General features: G+C 67.9%; 13 protein-coding genes. 7 read left to right on the forward strand and 6 right to left on the reverse strand.

Annotated features, from left to right (window positions below; all coding sequences use genetic code 11):
• Window positions 1–132: 132 nt before the first annotated feature.
• Together EP26_RS19780 and EP26_RS19785 are read left to right on the forward strand one after the other, a co-directional pair.
• Window positions 133–963 carry an ABC transporter substrate-binding protein gene (locus EP26_RS19780; RefSeq protein ID WP_052389398.1) on the forward strand — a complete coding sequence of 277 codons (831 nt, stop codon included), beginning with the start codon at window positions 133–135 and terminating at the stop codon, window positions 961–963.
• Window positions 964–966: 3 nt separating this feature from the next.
• Window positions 967–1,851: an alpha/beta hydrolase gene (locus EP26_RS19785; protein ID WP_043341194.1), complete on the forward strand. Its 885-nt coding sequence runs from the start codon at window positions 967–969 to the stop codon at window positions 1,849–1,851.
• A gap of 186 nt (window positions 1,852–2,037) precedes the next feature.
• Here EP26_RS19785 and EP26_RS33340 read toward each other — a convergent pair whose 3' ends face one another.
• The 6 genes from EP26_RS33340 to EP26_RS19810 all read right to left on the reverse strand — a co-directional run bounded on the left by EP26_RS33340 (window position 2,038) and on the right by EP26_RS19810 (window position 9,252).
• A complete protein-coding gene (locus EP26_RS33340; protein ID WP_084112679.1) occupies window positions 2,038–2,460 on the reverse strand; it encodes a Zn-ribbon domain-containing OB-fold protein in 423 nt (140 codons plus the stop codon).
• Between the two features lie 5 nt (window positions 2,461–2,465).
• Window positions 2,466–3,620 carry a thiolase C-terminal domain-containing protein gene (locus tag EP26_RS19790; RefSeq protein WP_043341195.1) on the reverse strand — a complete coding sequence of 385 codons (1,155 nt, stop codon included), beginning with the start codon at window positions 3,618–3,620 and terminating at the stop codon, window positions 2,466–2,468.
• Window positions 3,617–5,167, reverse strand: coding sequence for a class I adenylate-forming enzyme family protein (locus tag EP26_RS19795; RefSeq protein ID WP_169747431.1), 1,551 nt, complete (start codon window positions 5,165–5,167; stop codon window positions 3,617–3,619). The genes EP26_RS19790 and EP26_RS19795 overlap by 4 nt, the downstream gene beginning before the upstream one ends.
• Window positions 5,168–5,181: 14 nt before the next feature.
• Window positions 5,182–6,147, reverse strand: a complete 966-nt coding sequence (locus tag EP26_RS19800) for a Bug family tripartite tricarboxylate transporter substrate binding protein (RefSeq protein ID WP_052389400.1) — start codon at window positions 6,145–6,147, stop codon at window positions 5,182–5,184.
• 14 nt (window positions 6,148–6,161) lie between these two features.
• Window positions 6,162–8,309: an acetate--CoA ligase family protein gene (locus EP26_RS19805; RefSeq protein WP_169747432.1), complete on the reverse strand. Its 2,148-nt coding sequence runs from the start codon at window positions 8,307–8,309 to the stop codon at window positions 6,162–6,164.
• Between the two features lie 115 nt (window positions 8,310–8,424).
• Window positions 8,425–9,252, reverse strand: coding sequence for an IclR family transcriptional regulator (locus EP26_RS19810; RefSeq protein WP_043341196.1), 828 nt, complete (start codon window positions 9,250–9,252; stop codon window positions 8,425–8,427).
• A 161-nt stretch (window positions 9,253–9,413) separates the two neighbouring features.
• Between EP26_RS19810 and EP26_RS19815 the strand changes: the two genes are divergently transcribed.
• From EP26_RS19815 to EP26_RS19830, 5 genes are read left to right on the forward strand one after another with little or no spacing between them, the layout of a single operon-like run.
• Window positions 9,414–10,409: a Bug family tripartite tricarboxylate transporter substrate binding protein gene (locus EP26_RS19815; protein ID WP_043341198.1), complete on the forward strand. Its 996-nt coding sequence runs from the start codon at window positions 9,414–9,416 to the stop codon at window positions 10,407–10,409.
• Between the two features lie 16 nt (window positions 10,410–10,425).
• Window positions 10,426–11,907 carry a hypothetical protein gene (locus tag EP26_RS19820; protein ID WP_043341199.1) on the forward strand — a complete coding sequence of 494 codons (1,482 nt, stop codon included), beginning with the start codon at window positions 10,426–10,428 and terminating at the stop codon, window positions 11,905–11,907.
• Between the two features lie 12 nt (window positions 11,908–11,919).
• A complete protein-coding gene (locus EP26_RS38190) occupies window positions 11,920–12,534 on the forward strand; it encodes an amidohydrolase family protein (protein WP_211259484.1) in 615 nt (204 codons plus the stop codon).
• A 28-nt stretch (window positions 12,535–12,562) separates the two neighbouring features.
• Entirely contained in the window at window positions 12,563–13,621 is a 1,059-nt protein-coding gene (locus tag EP26_RS36850) for an amidohydrolase family protein (protein ID WP_281177103.1), read from the forward strand.
• A gap of 19 nt (window positions 13,622–13,640) precedes the next feature.
• Window positions 13,641–15,266 (forward strand): flavin-containing monooxygenase, encoded by a 1,626-nt coding sequence (locus EP26_RS19830; protein ID WP_043341200.1) that lies wholly within the window; start codon window positions 13,641–13,643, stop codon window positions 15,264–15,266.
• Window positions 15,267–15,767 lie beyond the last annotated feature (501 nt).

Genomic DNA, 15,767 nt, shown 5'->3' on the forward strand with positions numbered 1-15,767 from the left:
GGCGCCGGCGCGCAGCAAGCAGCAGCTGAAACGTGCGGCGATCAGCCATATGCGTAGCCTTGCCAAGCGGCCGCAGCGGATCCGCTCCATCTTTCAGCACCCCCAATTCCGCTACGCCGCGTAGTCAAGACAATGGGGGCCGCCTCAATAAACTCGATCCATTGGAGCTACGACACCTACTGCCTGTCGCACGCCACCGGCGAACCCTTGGTGAAGCAGGGCTATGACAGCTGGTTCTTCATCACACCGAATTACGCCTTCGGCCACATGCTGCAAGCCGATACGACGCATTCCGTTGAGAGCAGCGGTGGCCGCGTCGTCGGAAGTGTGACTTACCCCTTCCCCGAGACGACAGACTTCTCCGCCTTCCTGCTGCAGGCGCAGGCGAGCGGTGCAAAGGTGGTCGCCTTCCTCGGTGCAGGCACAGACTTCGTCAACGCGGTGAAGCAGGCAGCGGAGTTCGGGCTGATGCGCGGCAGGCTCCGATTCGTCGGGCTGACCGGCTACATCAACAGCGTGATGTCGCTCGGCCTCGCTGCGGCGCAGGGACTGACGCAAACGGAAACCTTCTACTGGGACCTCAACGACCGCACGCGGGCCTTCATGGCCCGGTTGCGACCGGAATTGCCGCCAAACACTTTCCCCTGCCACAACCAGGCCGGCGACTATTCTGCCCTGCTGCACTACCTGAAGGCAGCCAAGGCCATCGGCATCGCGCGGGCGAAGGCGTCCGGGCGCGACGCCGTCGCGGCGATGAAGGAGATGCCGACCGATGACGACGCCTTTGGCACCGGTACCGTCCGCCGCGATGGACGCAAGCTACACCCAACCTATCTGTTCACCGTGAAATCGCCTGCCGAGAGCCGTGCGCCGGGGGATGTCTACAAGGTTCTCGCCGTCACGCCAGCGGAGCGGTCCTTCCGCTCGATCAAGGATGGCAAATGCATGATGGCGAAGTCCTGAGCCATGACAGATCCTGGCATTGAGGCGATCCGCGCCCTGCTCGCCTCCCGCCCGCGGCCGACGGAGTTGGCCGAGCGACGGCGTAGGTTGGACGCCCTTGGCGCCCAATATCCACTGCCCGCCGATGTGCGCATTGAGTCGGTCACCGCGAATGGCATCCAGGCCGAGTGGAACAGCACGCCCGGCGCCGAGGCATCGCGGGCGATGCTCTACCTGCATGGCGGCGGCTATGTCGCTGGCTCGCTGCTCAGCCATCGGTCCATGGTGGCGGAGACCGGTCGGGCAGCTGGACTGCGCTGCCTCGCGCTCGACTACCGCTTAGCGCCGGAGCATCCATTTCCCGCCGCGGTCGAGGATGCGGTGGCCGGCTATCGCTACCTGCTTGACCAGGGCTTCGCCCCGTCCCGCATTGCCATCGGCGGCGACAGTGCCGGCGGTGGGCTGACCGCCGCGACGCTGGTGGCACTGCGTGACCAAGGCCTGCCCATACCAGCCTGCGCCTGGCTGATTTCGCCCTGGGTCGACCTCGAGAGCACAGGCGAGAGCATGGCCAGCAAGGCCGCCAGCGACCCGATGGTGCAGAAGCCGTACCTGCTGGAGATTGCGGATCTTTATCTTGGCGGTATCAAACCACGCACGCCGCTTGCCTCGCCGCTGCATGCCGCACTGCACGGCCTGCCGCCGCTGCTGATCCAGGTCGGGGCGGCGGAGACCCTGCTGGACGATGCAGTGATGTTCGCACGCCGCGCCGGGGCCGAGGATGTCGCGGTGACGCTCGAGATCTGGCCAGAGATGATTCATGTCTGGCATCTCTTCCACCCTCAGGTCGCGGCCGGGCGCAAGGCGCTAGCCGCCGCCGGAGATTTTGTGCGGCGCCACTTCAGGTAGAGGTGGTGAACAAACTCAGCGATGCGTCAAGTTTGACAGGTGTTTCGGTGGGATAGGGAACGCTATGGAAAACCTGACCGACGACAGTGGCGGCCGTGCATAATTTTCGACGGTCAATAACACTATGTCGGTACCGCCGCCCTTTCCAAGGTCGGTGACATGGCTCACGACGTTCAAACAAGAAGTTTAACCGTTCTCGTCTAGCCGCAGCACCGGCACAGTGAGACTAGGATCGACATCCCAATAACCAACCTGCAGCCTTTGACCGAGTTGCAGTGTAACGGGAGCTTCAGTCTGTAAGGGCGCAAGCAGGCGAACGCCCTCAGCGAGATCGGCGGTCACGAGCACGGTGGGCAGCTCGTTGCGGAAGGCTGGATGGAAGGCGTGGTGCGCCACAGTCCAGCTATGCACATGCGCCGCGCCACACGCCTCCACCCAGTCGCAAGCGAAAGAATGACAGGCATCACAGAGCGGTCGTGGGTAATGGCGAAGCCGTCCGCAATCGGTGCAGCATTGCAGTAGGAGCCGGTGCTGCCGCAGCCCGTCCCAATAGGGTCGACTGTCTTCGGTGATCTCGGGCCGCGGCTTCGGCGGCATCGCCTGGGACATTGCTGTCACTCCCTCGCCATGATGGCGAGCGTGCCATCGCCGAGATCGCCGTAGCCGGTGACAAGGCCAAGCCTAGCATCGGGAACCTGAGCCTGACCCGCCTCACCGCGTAACTGCCGCACCAACTCCACAACATGGTTCATCCCCGCCATATGGGCTTGCGACAACAGCCCGCCATGGGTGTTGACGGGCAACCGGCCGCCAAGGCCAAGCGCACCGCCTTCGACAAAGCGGCCGCCCTCGCCCTTGGGACAGAAACCGAGGTCCTCGAGCTGGCACAGGACGATGTAGGTGAAGCAGTCGTAAATCTCGGCAACCTGGATGTCGCCCGGCGCCACGCCGGCCATGGCGAAAGCGCGCGGCGCCACCTTGGCAATGCCGAGCCTGGTGATGTCGGCGCGCTGGGTGATGGTGCTGGGCGAGTCCGGATGGCCCTCTCCCATGCCGGTAATGAGCACGCGCGGCTTCGCGGCATCGCGCGCGCATTCGGCGGCACTGACGATGACGGCCGCACCACCGTCGCTCTCCAGACTGCAATCCAGCAGGCGGAGAGGATCGGCAATCATTCGGCTCGCCTGGTGGTCCTCGATGGTGATCGGCTTGGTCATGCGCGCATTGCCGTTGAGGATGGCGTGCTGGCGCGTGGTCACTGCGATCTCGGCTAGTTGCCGGCTGGTGGTCCCGAACAACTCCATATGCCGCCGTGCCATGGGGGCGTAGTACTGCGCCGGGGCGACGGCGCCGACCGGCGCCTCGAACTCGCCCACCGTACGGAACTGCGGCATGGCCTGCACCCTCGCACCAATACGCTGAGTTCGTCCGGTGCGCCCGACCGGCAACAAAACATGGCGGCAGATGCCGCTGGCAACCGCCATAGCCGCACATTGCAGCGCTGCCACCGAGCCGGCGCCGCCGAGTGGAGTCGCCGCCGAGTAACGCAGATCTGGAATGCTAAGGTTGGTGACGAAATCCTCGGCGACCGAAGCGCCGCTCGGGATCGGCATGACGATGCCGTCGATGTCGTGCGGCCGCAGTCCGGCATCGGCGATGGCCTTGAGCGAGGCCTCCAGCTGCAACATCAACGCACTTCGTCCGCTCGCGTCGCGGGTGTAGTCGGTGTCACCGATGCCGGTAACGGCGGCCCTGCCGCTGATGCTCATGCGGTCTCCTCCTCCGGCAGCAGGCCCTCGGCCAAGGCGCGCTCCACCTCATGGCGCTGGATCTTGCCGGTGGTGCTGCGTGGCAGCGCCTCCAGTGGCACGAAGCGGATGCCCTTCGGCTGCTTATAGCCGGCCAGCGCGGCGCGGCAGGCTAGGCGCAGCGCCTCCGCATCGAGATCAGAGGACTTGCGGGCGACCACCGCGATCGGCACCTCACCCCAGCGCGGGTCTGACTGGCGCACCACGACCGCATCGGCAACGCGCGGGTCGGCCAGGATCACACGCTCGATCTCAGCGGGATAGACGTTCTCGCCGCCCGATTTGATCAGGTATTTGACGCGGTCGACGAATTGGAGCTTGCCGTCGGCACGGCGCCGGAACATGTCGCCCATGTGAAACCAGCCGCCGCGGAAGTCATGCGCCGTCGCATCAGGCGCGTTCCAGTAACCGCTGAACAAGGTCGGCCCGCGCACCGCTGCCTCGCCAGCCTCGCCCTCTGCCACATCCCCATCCTCGGCGTCCACCAGCCGCAGCTCGCAGAAGGATGTCTGAGTCTTCGCCAAGTCGGACGGTACCACGCCGATCGGGACCAGGCCGATGGAGCAGGGCGCCATGCCGGTCTCGGTCGAGCCGAAGCTGTTGACGTAGGGCGCGCCGAGCAGTGCCGTTACCTCGGCGATCTGGTGCGCCGGCACCAGGTCGGCCATGGTGCCGCAGAGCGTCATGCCGCGCGGCGTGATGCAGCGCTCCCGCATTTCGGAGACCAGCGGCCCGATCATGCCAGGCATCAGCCGCAGCCAGCCGAGGCGGTGCGCGCCGACGATGCCGGCCAGACCCGCCGCGTCGAAGCCGTCCAGCATCATGGCATGGCCGCCATAGAGCAGGGTGCTCAGCGCTTCCTCGATGCCGGCCATGTGGTACAGCGGCGCCCAGACCGCCGAGACGGCGGTACGCGGCAGCCCGAATTCGGCCAGCCGCAGCATCGAGCGCGACACTTCTGTGCGGTGGCTGATCACCGCGCCCTTCGGCACGCCAGTGGTGCCGCTAGTGAAGAGAATCAGCAGCGGATCGTCGGGCCGGGCGAGGTCCGGCGGCGGCTGATCGCTGGCGCGTTCCAGCGCCGCCTCGTACTCCGGGCCAAGGCGCAGCATCGGGAGGCCGCGCGTCAGCGGCGCCGACTTCTCGGCATGCCGCGGCGAAGCGAAGACCGCGCGCGGCGTGACAAGGTTGAGGCAATGCTGCAACTCGGCGCCCGCCAGGCGCCAGTTTTGCGCCGCCAGGATGGCGCCGCGCAGCGCCAGGGCGAGCAGCAGCTCGGGGTATTCGCGGCGGTTCTCGGCGATGACTGCCACCCGGTCGCCGCGGCTGACGCCCATGGCGGCGAGCAGGTTCGCGGCGCGGTTCACGCGGTTGCTGAGAGCGCGGTAGCTGAGGATCAGGCTGCCGCCCTCCAGCGCCGGCGCATCGCCACGCTGCCGCACCGTCTCGCGGAATAACCCGCCGATTGTGGCGCACTGCGCCTGGACCACCAGGGAACCTGGCATCATGGTATGTGGGTCCATTAGTTGATGGGAATCCCGCGCTCGCGGATGATCGCCGCGACGCGATCGCGGCCCTGCTGCACGAAGCCGGCGAAGTCATCCGGCGTCATCGGTGCCGGTGTCACGTCGGGGCCAATCATGATGCGGAAGCGCTCGCTGCGGATCAGCTTCGGCAGGATGCCGGCATAAAACTCGACGATCGGCGTGGGCACGCCGCTTTGCAGAGTCAGGCCGTGGAACCAGCGGTATTGCACGCTCGGCAAACCCTGTTCGGCGAATGTCGGCACATCGCCCAGCGCGGCGACGCGGTCGGCTTGCGAGACGCCGAGCACGCGCAGCGCCCCGGCGCGGTGCTGCTCGCGCACCGCGACCGTCGTGCCGACAAAGGCCGGCACGGAGCCGGCGATCAGGTCGGTCACGGCCTCGGTCTCGCCGCGATAGGGTACTGGCTCCAGGCTGAGACCGGTTGCCATGCAGATCATCTCGGCCAGGATGCGCGGGGCGCTGGTCACGCCGAAGGCGCCGTAACTAAGGCCGCCGCGGCGGCGAACCTCGGCGCTGAAATCGGCCATATTACGGGCGGGGAAGCTGTTGTTCACCGCGACGACGAAGGTGCCGGTGTACAGCGGCGTCAGCAGCAGCATGTCGCCTGGGCTGTAGGCAAGATGGCGCTGGAGCAGCGGGTTGATGAGTACCGCCGAGTCGCCGAACATTCCGAGAGTGTAGCCGTCCTTCGGCGCGCGCAGCGTCGTCTCGAGCCCGACCTGTCCGCCGGCCCCGGTGCGGTTCTCCACCACAACTGGCTGCCCGGTCTCCTCACGCAGCAGCTCGGCAAGCGCCCGGGCGCCGATGTCGGACTGGCCGCCAGGCGTCGCCGGCACGATGATCCGGATGGGACGGGCGGGGAAGGCCTGCGCCAGGGCCGGGCGCGCCAGGCTGAGGCCGCCGGCACCGAGGAGCAGGGATCTGCGTGACGATGCTGGCATTCTGATGCCCTCCGTCATGTCTCGCGCCAGATTGCCAGTGCGTCGAGCGCCTCGACCTCGCCGCCGCGCACCCAGAGCGGGTTTACCTCCAGCGTCTCAAGCGCAGGGCCAAGGGCCAGCGCGGCATCGCCGATGCAGGCGACGACCTCCGCCACCCGGTCAAGGTCGGCGGCTGGCACTCCGCGCCCGCCGCGCAGCAGGGCGCCGCCGCGCAACTCCTCAAGCATCGCCCTGACCTCGGTTTGGGCGAGGGGCAGGGGGCGCAAAGCCACGTCCCGCAGCACTTCAACCCAGACGCCGCCCAAGCCAAGCGCCAGCACCGGCCCCCATTGTGCATCACAGGTCACACCAACCAGCAGCTCGACCCCGCCGCGGCGCATCGGCGCCACCAGCACGCCATCCACGCTGGCGTCAGCCGGCACGCGCGCCTGCACGGCGTGGAAGCCACGGCGCACCGCCGCCTCGCCCTCGAGGTTCAGCGCTACGCCGCCGATGTCACTCTTGTGCGCCACCTGGGCAGAGGCGAGCTTCAACACCACCGGCCCTCCGATGCGCGCTGCGGCCGCGACCGCCGTGGCTTCATCGCGCGCCAGCGTCATCGGCACCACCGGCACGCCGCAGCGCGACAACCAATCGAGCGCTTCTGCCTCCGACCTCGGACGTGGCGGCGTTCCCGGCGAGGCAGGACGCGGCGCCGCGTCTGCCAGCCCGCGCCGTTGCCGTGCCGACCACCAGAAGGCCCCGCCCAGCGCCGCCATGCCGCGCTGCAGGCCGGCGGCGAGGTAGGGCAAGCGTAGCTCCTCGGCGATGCCCTGGGCCACCGGCGAAGCCGGCCGGCCGAGGCAGCTCAGCAGCACGGAAGGGATTGGCGCCTCCGCCAGCGCGTCCGCCATGTGCTGCCAGCCCGCGCGGTTCAACGGATCGGCGGCGTCACGCTCAAGGTCTGGCAGGTCGGCGAAGGTGACGAGGGCAGCGAGGCCGGGCTCCCGCGCCATCACCGTCAGCGTGCTCCCGAACAAGCTGCGGTCGAGTGTCGAGGCGCCGGTGATGTCGAGCGGGTTCTGCGGCGTTCCGTAATCGGGCAGCAGGTCGCGCAGCGCCATGGCACCGTCCGGCGAGAGCGGCGGCACCGTCATGCCGGCGGCCACCGCAGTATCGGCCGCGAGGCCACAGATACCGCCGGAGTTCGACATGATACCGAGCCCGCCTTCGCGTAGCACGCCGGTGCGGGCGAGCAGCGTCGCCGTGGTGACGAGGTCCTCCATTGATGACACGCGTACCACCCCGTATTGCCGGCAGACCCCGTCGAAGACCCGGTCGTCGCCGACTAGCGCTCCGGTATGGGCGCGGGCTGACTGGGCCGCCGCCTCGCTCGCGCCGATTTTGCAAACGACGATTGGCTTGCCCGCGGCAAAGGCTTGGCGGGCTAGGGCAGTGAAGCGCTCGGGGTGCCGGATGGTCTCGAGAAAGAGGGCGATGGCGCGCACCCGCTCATCCGCCACGAAGGCCGCAGCGAAGTCGGCGAAGTCGAGATCAACCTCGTTGCCGGTGGTGACGAGATGGCTGAGCCCGCTGCCAAGTTGGCGCCCCAGCGTGTTGAGGTGGTGCCCGACCTGCCCGCTCTGCGAGATCGCGGCGACCGCGCCAGGCGGCGCGCCCGCCGCCAGCGGCGCGGTCCAGACCGGCACCCGGTCGAGATGGTTGATGAGGCCGAGGCAGTTCGGCCCGAGCAGCCGCAGCCCATTCTCGCGCGCCAGCACCCCCAATCGCGCTTGGGCCGCGGCGCCCGATTCGCCGGCCTCGGCGAAGCCCGAGGTGAGGATCACCGCCGCCCGGCCGCCTGCCGCGGCGAGGTCCAACAGCGCCTCCTCCACCGCCGCCATGGGGACCATAACGATGCCGAGCTCAGGCGGCGTGGCCAGGGCCGTGCACCGCTCCGCCGCCGAGCGACCATGGACAATGCCGCCGCGGCGATTCACCAGCAGCACCTCACCGCCATACCCAAAGCCAGTGAGGTTCTGGAACGTCATCGCCGACCAGCGAGAACGGTCGGTGGCGCCCAGCAGAGCTACGGCACGCGGATGCAGCAGCGCTGCGATACCGGGGTCATGAGGGAAGGGTAGGGACGGCGCGGCAGGTCTGGCAGCATCGGGATAGGCCATCATCGCTCCCCAGGCACAGCCCAAGGCGCCATGCCATTTCCTTTAAGCGGAAATTCATTTCCGTTCAGCGAAGCATGCCCAGGCGGACAACGTCAAGCGCCATCCGTCTTCCTGATCAGAGTGGCGCGCGCGCCTTCAGCAGCGGCTGCAGCCGCGCTTCCAGTTCGGCGGTGGCAGCCCTTAGGCGCTGCAGCACGGCCTCGCGCCGTGGAGGCGCCAAGCGAGGGGCGATGGCAGCAAGGCTGAGCGCGGCGACGGGATTGCCCACGGGACCGAAGATCGGCAAGGCAATGCCGGCCGTTCCCGGCACTAGATCCTGCACCGAGGCATAGCCGTCGCGCTGGGCCTCGGCGATCCAACGTCGCACCTGAGCCTGATCCACGCCGCGCGCGGTGCAACCGGCACGGTGTTCCGGCATGGCGAGCACCCGCTCGATCTCCGCCGGGTCCTTGACGAAGGCAAGCAGCACCACAGCGCTGGCGCCCAGCCCCAAGGGTCGCCGGTCGCCGGGCTTCACCACCAGGGCGCGGATCGGGTAACTACCCTCGATCTGCGCGACGCAAGTGGCCATGTCCCCGGAGCGGATGCTGAGGAAAACCGAATCCTCCGTTTCTGCACTGAGCGCCTGCATGATCGGGTGCGCGATTTCGGCCAGGCCGAAGCGGTTTGCCGCGGCGAAGGCCCAGCCGGCGAGCCGGATGCCCAGGAAGTAACGGCCGCTCTCCGGCTCCTGCTCAATGAAGCCATGTTCGGCCAGGGCGGCCACCAGGCGGTGCACGGTCGTCTGGCTGAAGCCGGTAGCGCGAACGATGTCGACGAAGCGCAGCCCGGTGTCGCCGACATTCGACAGCAGGTTCAAAATCGTCGCGGCGCGGCCGAAAGATTGTTCCAGGCCGCGCTCGCCGGGGGCGAAGTGCCGCAGGGTTTCCGCCGATGCGGACATGAAGGGAACTCCGTCGCCGGCCGGCCCCGACTGACCCGTTGACTTGGCCGGATCCGGTGTGTTTCGATACAAGGAAATAAATTTCCGTTTAACGGAAATTCCTCTTAGCGGAGTTAGGTTGTGCCGGCAAGCCCGGTGCGTCCAAAGCAGAGGAGGGGAGGATGCTGAGCAAGACAACCCGGCGCGGTCTGGTCGCCGGCATAGCGGGTGCCGTACTCGCCCCGGCCGTCCTGCGTGCGGAGAGTGACAGCTACCCTGAGCGTCCCGTGCGCTTCATCATCCCTTCTGCCCCTGGCGGATCGCCCGACATCCTGACGCGCCTCCTGGTGGACCGGATGGCGAAGAACACCGGGCGGCAATTCGTGGTGGACTACAGGCCGGGTGGCGGCACCTCGGTCGCCTCGCTCTATGTCTCCCGACAGCCGGCCGATGGCTACACGATCTACTACACCGGCCCGAGCTTCACCGTGACGCCTGCAGTGAACCGGCACTTCGCACGCAGCCTCGACATCCGCGCCGCTTTTGCCCCCGTCACCATGGCCGCGGCGGCGCCTTTCCTGGTCGTGGTCAACCCCTCGCTGCCGGCGCGCAGTTTCGCCGAACTCATCGCCTGGTTGCGCGCCAACCCCGGCCTCGCCAACTACGCCGCCAATGCCGCGACGACCCCGCACTTGCTGATGGAGCAGCTGCGGCAGCAACTCGGCCTCGACTACACCGCGGTGGGCTTCGGCGGCGAAGCGGAAGGCATCCAGGCGGTGCTCACCGGGCGGGTGCATATGATGCTGGCAATCATTGGCCCAGCGAAGCCGCACATCGACAGTGGTACCCTACGGGTGTTGGCGACCATAGGCTCGAAGCGCCATCGGGCACTGCCAGAGGTGCCGACCATCCCGGAGACCGGCGTGGCGCCGCAATTTGAGCCGGCGGATATCTGGCTCGGCTATGTAGCGCCCGCCGGCACGCCGGACACCGCCATCCGCTGGCTGCAGCGCGAGATCAGTCGTGCCGTGCGTCACCCGGACCTGCACGCGGTGCTGGTCGAACAGCAGGGCTTCGAGCCCGTCGGCTCCGACCCCGAGGCCTTCCGCGCTGCGATCTTGCGGGACCTCAACCGCTACAGCCAGGTCGCCGCCACGGCCGGACTGCAAACGAACTAGCAGGAAGGACAACGGCATGGATCCCCACCGCGTGCCGGTCATCATCGGCGTCGGCCAGGTCAGCGACCGAGATGAAGAGGTCACATCCTTCGACCTGACGCTGGAGGCGCTGCTGCGGGCCGAGGCGGATGCCGGCACCGCCTGCCTCGGGCATTTGGATACGCTGGAGCTGGTGAAGCAGAATTCCTGGCCACCGGCCGAGGAAATGGGCCCGCGCCTCGCCGCCGCACTGCCGGCGCCGCCGCGGCGTGCCCCGATGGTGCATACCGCCCATGGCGACATCCCGCTGCGGCTGCTCAACGACGCGGCCAACCGCATCGCCGCCGGCGAGATTGCGCTGGCTGCGGTGGCGGGCGGCGAGGGGTTGCGCTCGGCGGCGCGGCGGGCGCAGCGCGAGGCGGCCGAGGGGCAGAAGCGCGACCTCATGCGCGAGCGACTGTTGCGCGACGCCACCCCGGTCGCGGGGAAGTACGGCCTGCTGACGCCGACCGACATCTATCCGCTGTTTGAGAATGCCATGCGCGCGGCCTGGGGCCAGTCGCTGGCGGAGGGCCAGCGGGAGTCGGCGCAGATCTGGTCCGGCTTCTCGGCCGTCGCCGCGGTCAACCCGCATGCCTGGATACGGCGGCCGCACGATGTGGAGGAGATCCTGGCCGAGGGCGCCGGCAACCGCCCCATCGCCTTCCCCTATCCGAAGCTGATGGTGGCGAACAACGCCATCAATCAGGGCGCCGCGGTGCTGGTAGCGAGCCTTGCCTTTGCCCGCGCCGCCGGCATTGCTGAGGAGAACCTGGTCTATGTCGGCGCCGGCGCCGCGGCACATGAGTCCGATTTCTTTTGGGAGCGCGCCGACTACACCCGCTCGCCGAGCCTGGAGGTCGCTGTCCGCAAGACGCTTGCCTGGAATGGGCTGGATGCGGCGAGGCTCGACCATGTCGAGTTCTATAGCTGCTTTCCCTGCGTGCCCAAGGCGGCACGGCGCGCAATCGGGCTCGGCCTCGACCGGCCGCTGAGCGTCTCCGGCGGGTTGACCTTCGCCGGTGGCCCGGGCGGCAATTACATGACACATGCCGCGGCGGCGATGGTGGAGCGGCTGCGCGAGGGCGGGCAGCACGGCTTCCTCCTGGCCAATGGCGGCTGGTTCTCAGACTGCCATTGCCTGGCGCTGAGCCGCACTCCGCCCGCGACCGGAACCCTGCCGCGCGACTACGATGCCCAGTCCGCGGCAGACGCCGCACGCGGCCGGGTGCCGCCTTTCCTTGAGCACTATACCGGACCGGGGCGGATCGAGACCTACACCGTCATCTACGGCCGCGACGGCAGCCCGGCCTTCGGCACCATCATCGGCCGCACGCCGGAGGACGCCCGCTTCGTCGCCCGCGTCCCGACTGAGGACGCCAGCACCATCGCGCTGCTCACCTCGGGCGAGGTCGAGCCGGTCGGCATGGCCGGACGCGCCGTCGAGGGCACCGAAGGCCGCGTTTTCTGGCGCATGTAGAGGGAAGGTGCCTTGGACGCAGACCTGATCATCCGCGGTGGCACCATCGCTGACGGCTTGGGCGGCGAGCCCTATGAAGCCGACATTGTGACCGGCGGCGGGCGCATCCTCGCCGTCGGCAAGCTGGGCCCGGCGGAACGCGGCATCGAGGAGATGGATGCCCGCGGCCTGCTGGTGACGCCCGGCTTCGTCGACGTGCATACCCATTACGATGCTCAAGCGACCTGGAGCGAGCGGCTCGGCTCCTTCTCCTTCCACGGCGTCACCACGGCGCTGATCGGCAACTGCGGCGTCGGCTTCGCGCCTTGCACACCGGAGCGGTGGGACATCCGGGTTGCGCTGATGGAGGGCGTCGAGGACCTGCCCGAGGTGGTGCTGACCGAGGGCCTGCCCTGGTCCTGGAAGAGCTTTCCCGAGTTCCTCGATTTTCTCGATGGACGACGCTACGACATGGACATCGCCGCGCAAGTGCCGCATGCCGCACTGCGCATCCACGTCATGGGACAGCGCGCTGCCGACCACGAACAGGCGAGCGAGGCCGACCGTGCCGAGATGGCCCGGCTAGCGGCCGAGGCGGTGCGGGCCGGCGCGCTCGGCTTCTCCACCTCGCGCCGCGCTCGCCCATAAGACGCTGGAAGGCAGGCACACGCCAACCCTGCGAGCCGCCGAGGCCGAACTAGCTGAGATCGGCCACGCCATCGGCATGCTCGGTCGCGGCTGGCTGCAGGTGATCTCCGACTTCGACGATCCGGCCGAGGAATCCGCCGTGCTGCGGCGGATCGCGGAGGCGGCACGACGGCCGATGACCTTCAGCCTGCTCCAGAGGGAGAAGGTGCCCTGGCTCTGGCGCTTCCTCCTCGACCGGCTGGAGGAGGCGAACGCTGCCGGCACGCCGATCAGCGGGCAGGTCATGGGCCGCCCCATCGGTCTCATGCTGGGCTTCGAGCTGAGTCAGAATCCCTTCTCGAGCCGCCCCTCCTGGCGCGAGGCGGCGGCACTGCCTTTCCCACGGCGCCTCGCGCTGCTGCGCGACCCCGGCTTCCGCGCCCGGCTGCTGGTCGAGCCGAACGCTGATCCGGCGGCAGCTTACCGGCTTAACACCTGGCATATGATGTTCCCGCTGGATGACCCGCCGGATTACGAGCCGCCGCCCGAGCGGAGCCTCGCCGCAATGGCGGCGCGCGAGGGGCGAAATGTCGAGGAGATCGCCTATGACCTGATGCTGGCGCGGGACGGCCGCGGAATCATCAACCGCCCCATTATCAACTACGCCGACGGCGATCTCGAGGCCGTGCGGGAGATGGTCGGGCACCCGCACACGCTGATAGGCCTCGGCGATGGCGGGGCGCATGTCGGGCTAATCTGCGACGCCAGCGCCACCACCAGCATGCTCACCCACTGGACGCGCGACCGCCGCCGCGGCGAGCGCCTGCCGCTCGGTTTCGTCCTCCGACGGCTGTCGCGCGACAACGCTCTGGCACTCGGCCTCAAGGACCGCGGCGCGATCGCTCCCGGCCTCCGCGCCGATCTGAACCTGCTCGATTACAACCGGTTCAATGTCCGCCTGCCCGAGCTGGTCTACGACCTGCCCACCGGCGGCAAGCGGCTGCTGCAACGCGCTGATGGCTATGTGGCGACGCTACTGGCCGGCCAGGTCACCTACTGCGAGGGCGAGCCCACCGCCGCCCTTTCTGGCCGCCGGACCAGAGGCTGAAGAAATGAGGGAGAACGAGATGGTCCAGACCCCGAGCAACCCCGACGTCGTCGTGGTCGGCGCCGGCTTCGCCGGCCTCTACATGCTGCACCGGCTGCGCGACGCGGGCTTCACCGCCATGGCCTTCGAGCGGGCGACAGGAGTGGGCGGCACCTGGTATTGGAATCGCTACCCCGGCGCGCGCTGCGACGTCGAGAGCATGCAGTACTCCTACGGCTTCGACGAGGCGATGCAGCAGGAGTGGCATTGGAGCGAGCGCTTCGCCGGCCAGCCGGAGATCCTGCGCTACGCCAACTGGGTGGCGGACCGGCTGGACCTCCGCCGCGACATCCGCTTCGAGACCTCGGTGACATCAGCCGAATGGGACGAGGCCGCCTGCCTCTGGACGGTGCGAACGGACCGTGGTGACAAGCTCCGGGTGCGTTACCTGGTGATGGCCACCGGCTGCCTGTCCGCCGCGCGCCTGCCCGAGATCGAGGGCATCGCCGATTTCCGGGGCAATACCTACCACACCGGGCAATGGCCGCATGAGCCGGTGGACTTCACCGGCCAGCGGGTGGCGGTGATCGGCACGGGATCCTCGGGCATCCAGGCCATCCCGGTCATTGCCGAGCAGGCGGCGCAGCTAACGGTATTCCAGCGCACGCCGAATTTCAGCATTCCCACGCACAATCAGCCCATGGACACTGAGTACGAGAATCTCTGGAAGTCTGACTACTCCGGGCGGCGCGAGCGGGCACGGGGCATGCGCACCGGCATCCTGCACGACCTGAACGACAAGGGTGCGCTGGAAGTGGAGGAGGCCGAGCGCCGGGCCGAGTACGAGCGCCGCTGGGAACGAGGCGGTACCGCCTTCATGGTCGCCTTCAATGACTTGGTGACCAACGCCGCCGCCAACGATACGGCTGCGGAGTTCGTGCGCGCCAAGATCAGCGCCACGGTGCGGGACCCGCAGCTGGCCGAACTGCTAGCTCCTAAGGACCACCCGATCGGCACCAAGCGCATCTGCGCCGACAGCGGCTACTACGAGACCTTCAACCGACCTAACGTGGCGCTGGTGGACCTGCGCGCGACGCCGATTCAACGCATCGTGCCAGAGGGCGTGCTGCTCAGCGACGAGACGCTACGCCCGGTGGACAGCATTATCTACGCTACCGGCTTCGACGCGATGACCGGCGCGCTCACTGCCATCAACCCACGCGGCGTCGGCGGGTTGCCGTTAACCGAGGTCTGGGCGGAGGGACCGAAGACCTATCTCGGCCTCTGCACCGTCGGCTTTCCGAACATGTTCATAATCACCGGTCCTGGCAGTCCGTCGGTGCTGACCAACATGATCGTCTCGATCGAGCAGCATGTGGACTGGATCGTCGATTGCATGGCCTGGATGCGCCGCCACGGCGCGGTGCGGCTAGAAGCTGAAGCCACGGCTCAAGAGCGCTGGATGGAACATAACAATGAGGTAGCCCGCCGTACGCTCTACCCGCGCGCCGGCTCCTGGTACATGGGTGCCAACGTCCAAGGCAAGCCGCGCGTCTTTATGCCTTACATCGGTGGAGTTGCCGCCTACCGGCAGGCCTGTGATAATGCAGCGAAGGACAGCTACAGCGGCTTTCTCCTCCAAATGGACCGAGCAGCGGCTCAATAGCTTCGCGGCCGCAGACGCCGCCTGGCAGTCGGCGGCGCCGACCACAGCGTGGATCCGCCGCCTGGTCACCACCGGTGGCTCGAACAGTCTGGCTGGCCTCCGCGACCGCGCCCTGCTGCTGCTGGGCTATGCCTGCGCGCGTTGTATGGCTTGTTGCAGTCGCGGCAGCGGGAGCCTCAACAGTCCTGGGCGGTGCTCCGGCCGCTCGGCGACAGCGGCTGACCCACAACAGATGCATTCCATTCCAAAACCCCGGCTGGGTGTCAGCAGGCCGGAACTCCAACCGCAACTGCCCGTCAGACAATCCGGAGGTTTCTAGCTCGAGTTCTGACAAAACCAATTACTCGGCGCGGCAGAATAAGGCTCCGGTGCCGTCGCCGGTTGAGGATTGCCGCAACCGCAAGCTGCGGCCACTATCCTCTCAGCGCGGACAAAGCTGCGCCAACCACCATGGTCCACCCATACGTCTCAAAGGCGGATGGCCAAGCGCGAGCAACGCGC

The sequence above is a fragment of the Belnapia moabensis DSM 16746 genome (assembly GCF_000745835.1).
Classification (GTDB): Bacteria; Pseudomonadota; Alphaproteobacteria; order Acetobacterales; family Acetobacteraceae; genus Belnapia; species Belnapia moabensis.

Bases quoted from the DNA above. Each gene is read 5' to 3' on its own strand.
- EP26_RS33340 (WP_084112679.1), bottom strand. From the start codon at position 2,460: ATGTCCCAGGCGATGCCGCCGAAGCCGCGGCCCGAGATCACCGAAGAC.
- EP26_RS19805 (WP_169747432.1), bottom strand. From the start codon at position 8,309: ATGGCCTATCCCGATGCTGCCAGACCTGCCGCGCCGTCCCTACCCTTC.
- EP26_RS19780 (WP_052389398.1), top strand. From the start codon at position 133: ATGGGGGCCGCCTCAATAAACTCGATCCATTGGAGCTACGACACCTAC.
- EP26_RS19830 (WP_043341200.1), top strand. From the start codon at position 13,641: ATGGTCCAGACCCCGAGCAACCCCGACGTCGTCGTGGTCGGCGCCGGC.
- EP26_RS19795 (WP_169747431.1), bottom strand. From the start codon at position 5,167: ATGATGCCAGGTTCCCTGGTGGTCCAGGCGCAGTGCGCCACAATCGGC.
- EP26_RS19790 (WP_043341195.1), bottom strand. From the start codon at position 3,620: ATGAGCATCAGCGGCAGGGCCGCCGTTACCGGCATCGGTGACACCGAC.
- EP26_RS19800 (WP_052389400.1), bottom strand. From the start codon at position 6,147: ATGCCAGCATCGTCACGCAGATCCCTGCTCCTCGGTGCCGGCGGCCTC.
- EP26_RS19785 (WP_043341194.1), top strand. From the start codon at position 967: ATGACAGATCCTGGCATTGAGGCGATCCGCGCCCTGCTCGCCTCCCGC.
- EP26_RS19815 (WP_043341198.1), top strand. From the start codon at position 9,414: ATGCTGAGCAAGACAACCCGGCGCGGTCTGGTCGCCGGCATAGCGGGT.
- EP26_RS19810 (WP_043341196.1), bottom strand. From the start codon at position 9,252: ATGTCCGCATCGGCGGAAACCCTGCGGCACTTCGCCCCCGGCGAGCGC.
- EP26_RS19820 (WP_043341199.1), top strand. From the start codon at position 10,426: ATGGATCCCCACCGCGTGCCGGTCATCATCGGCGTCGGCCAGGTCAGC.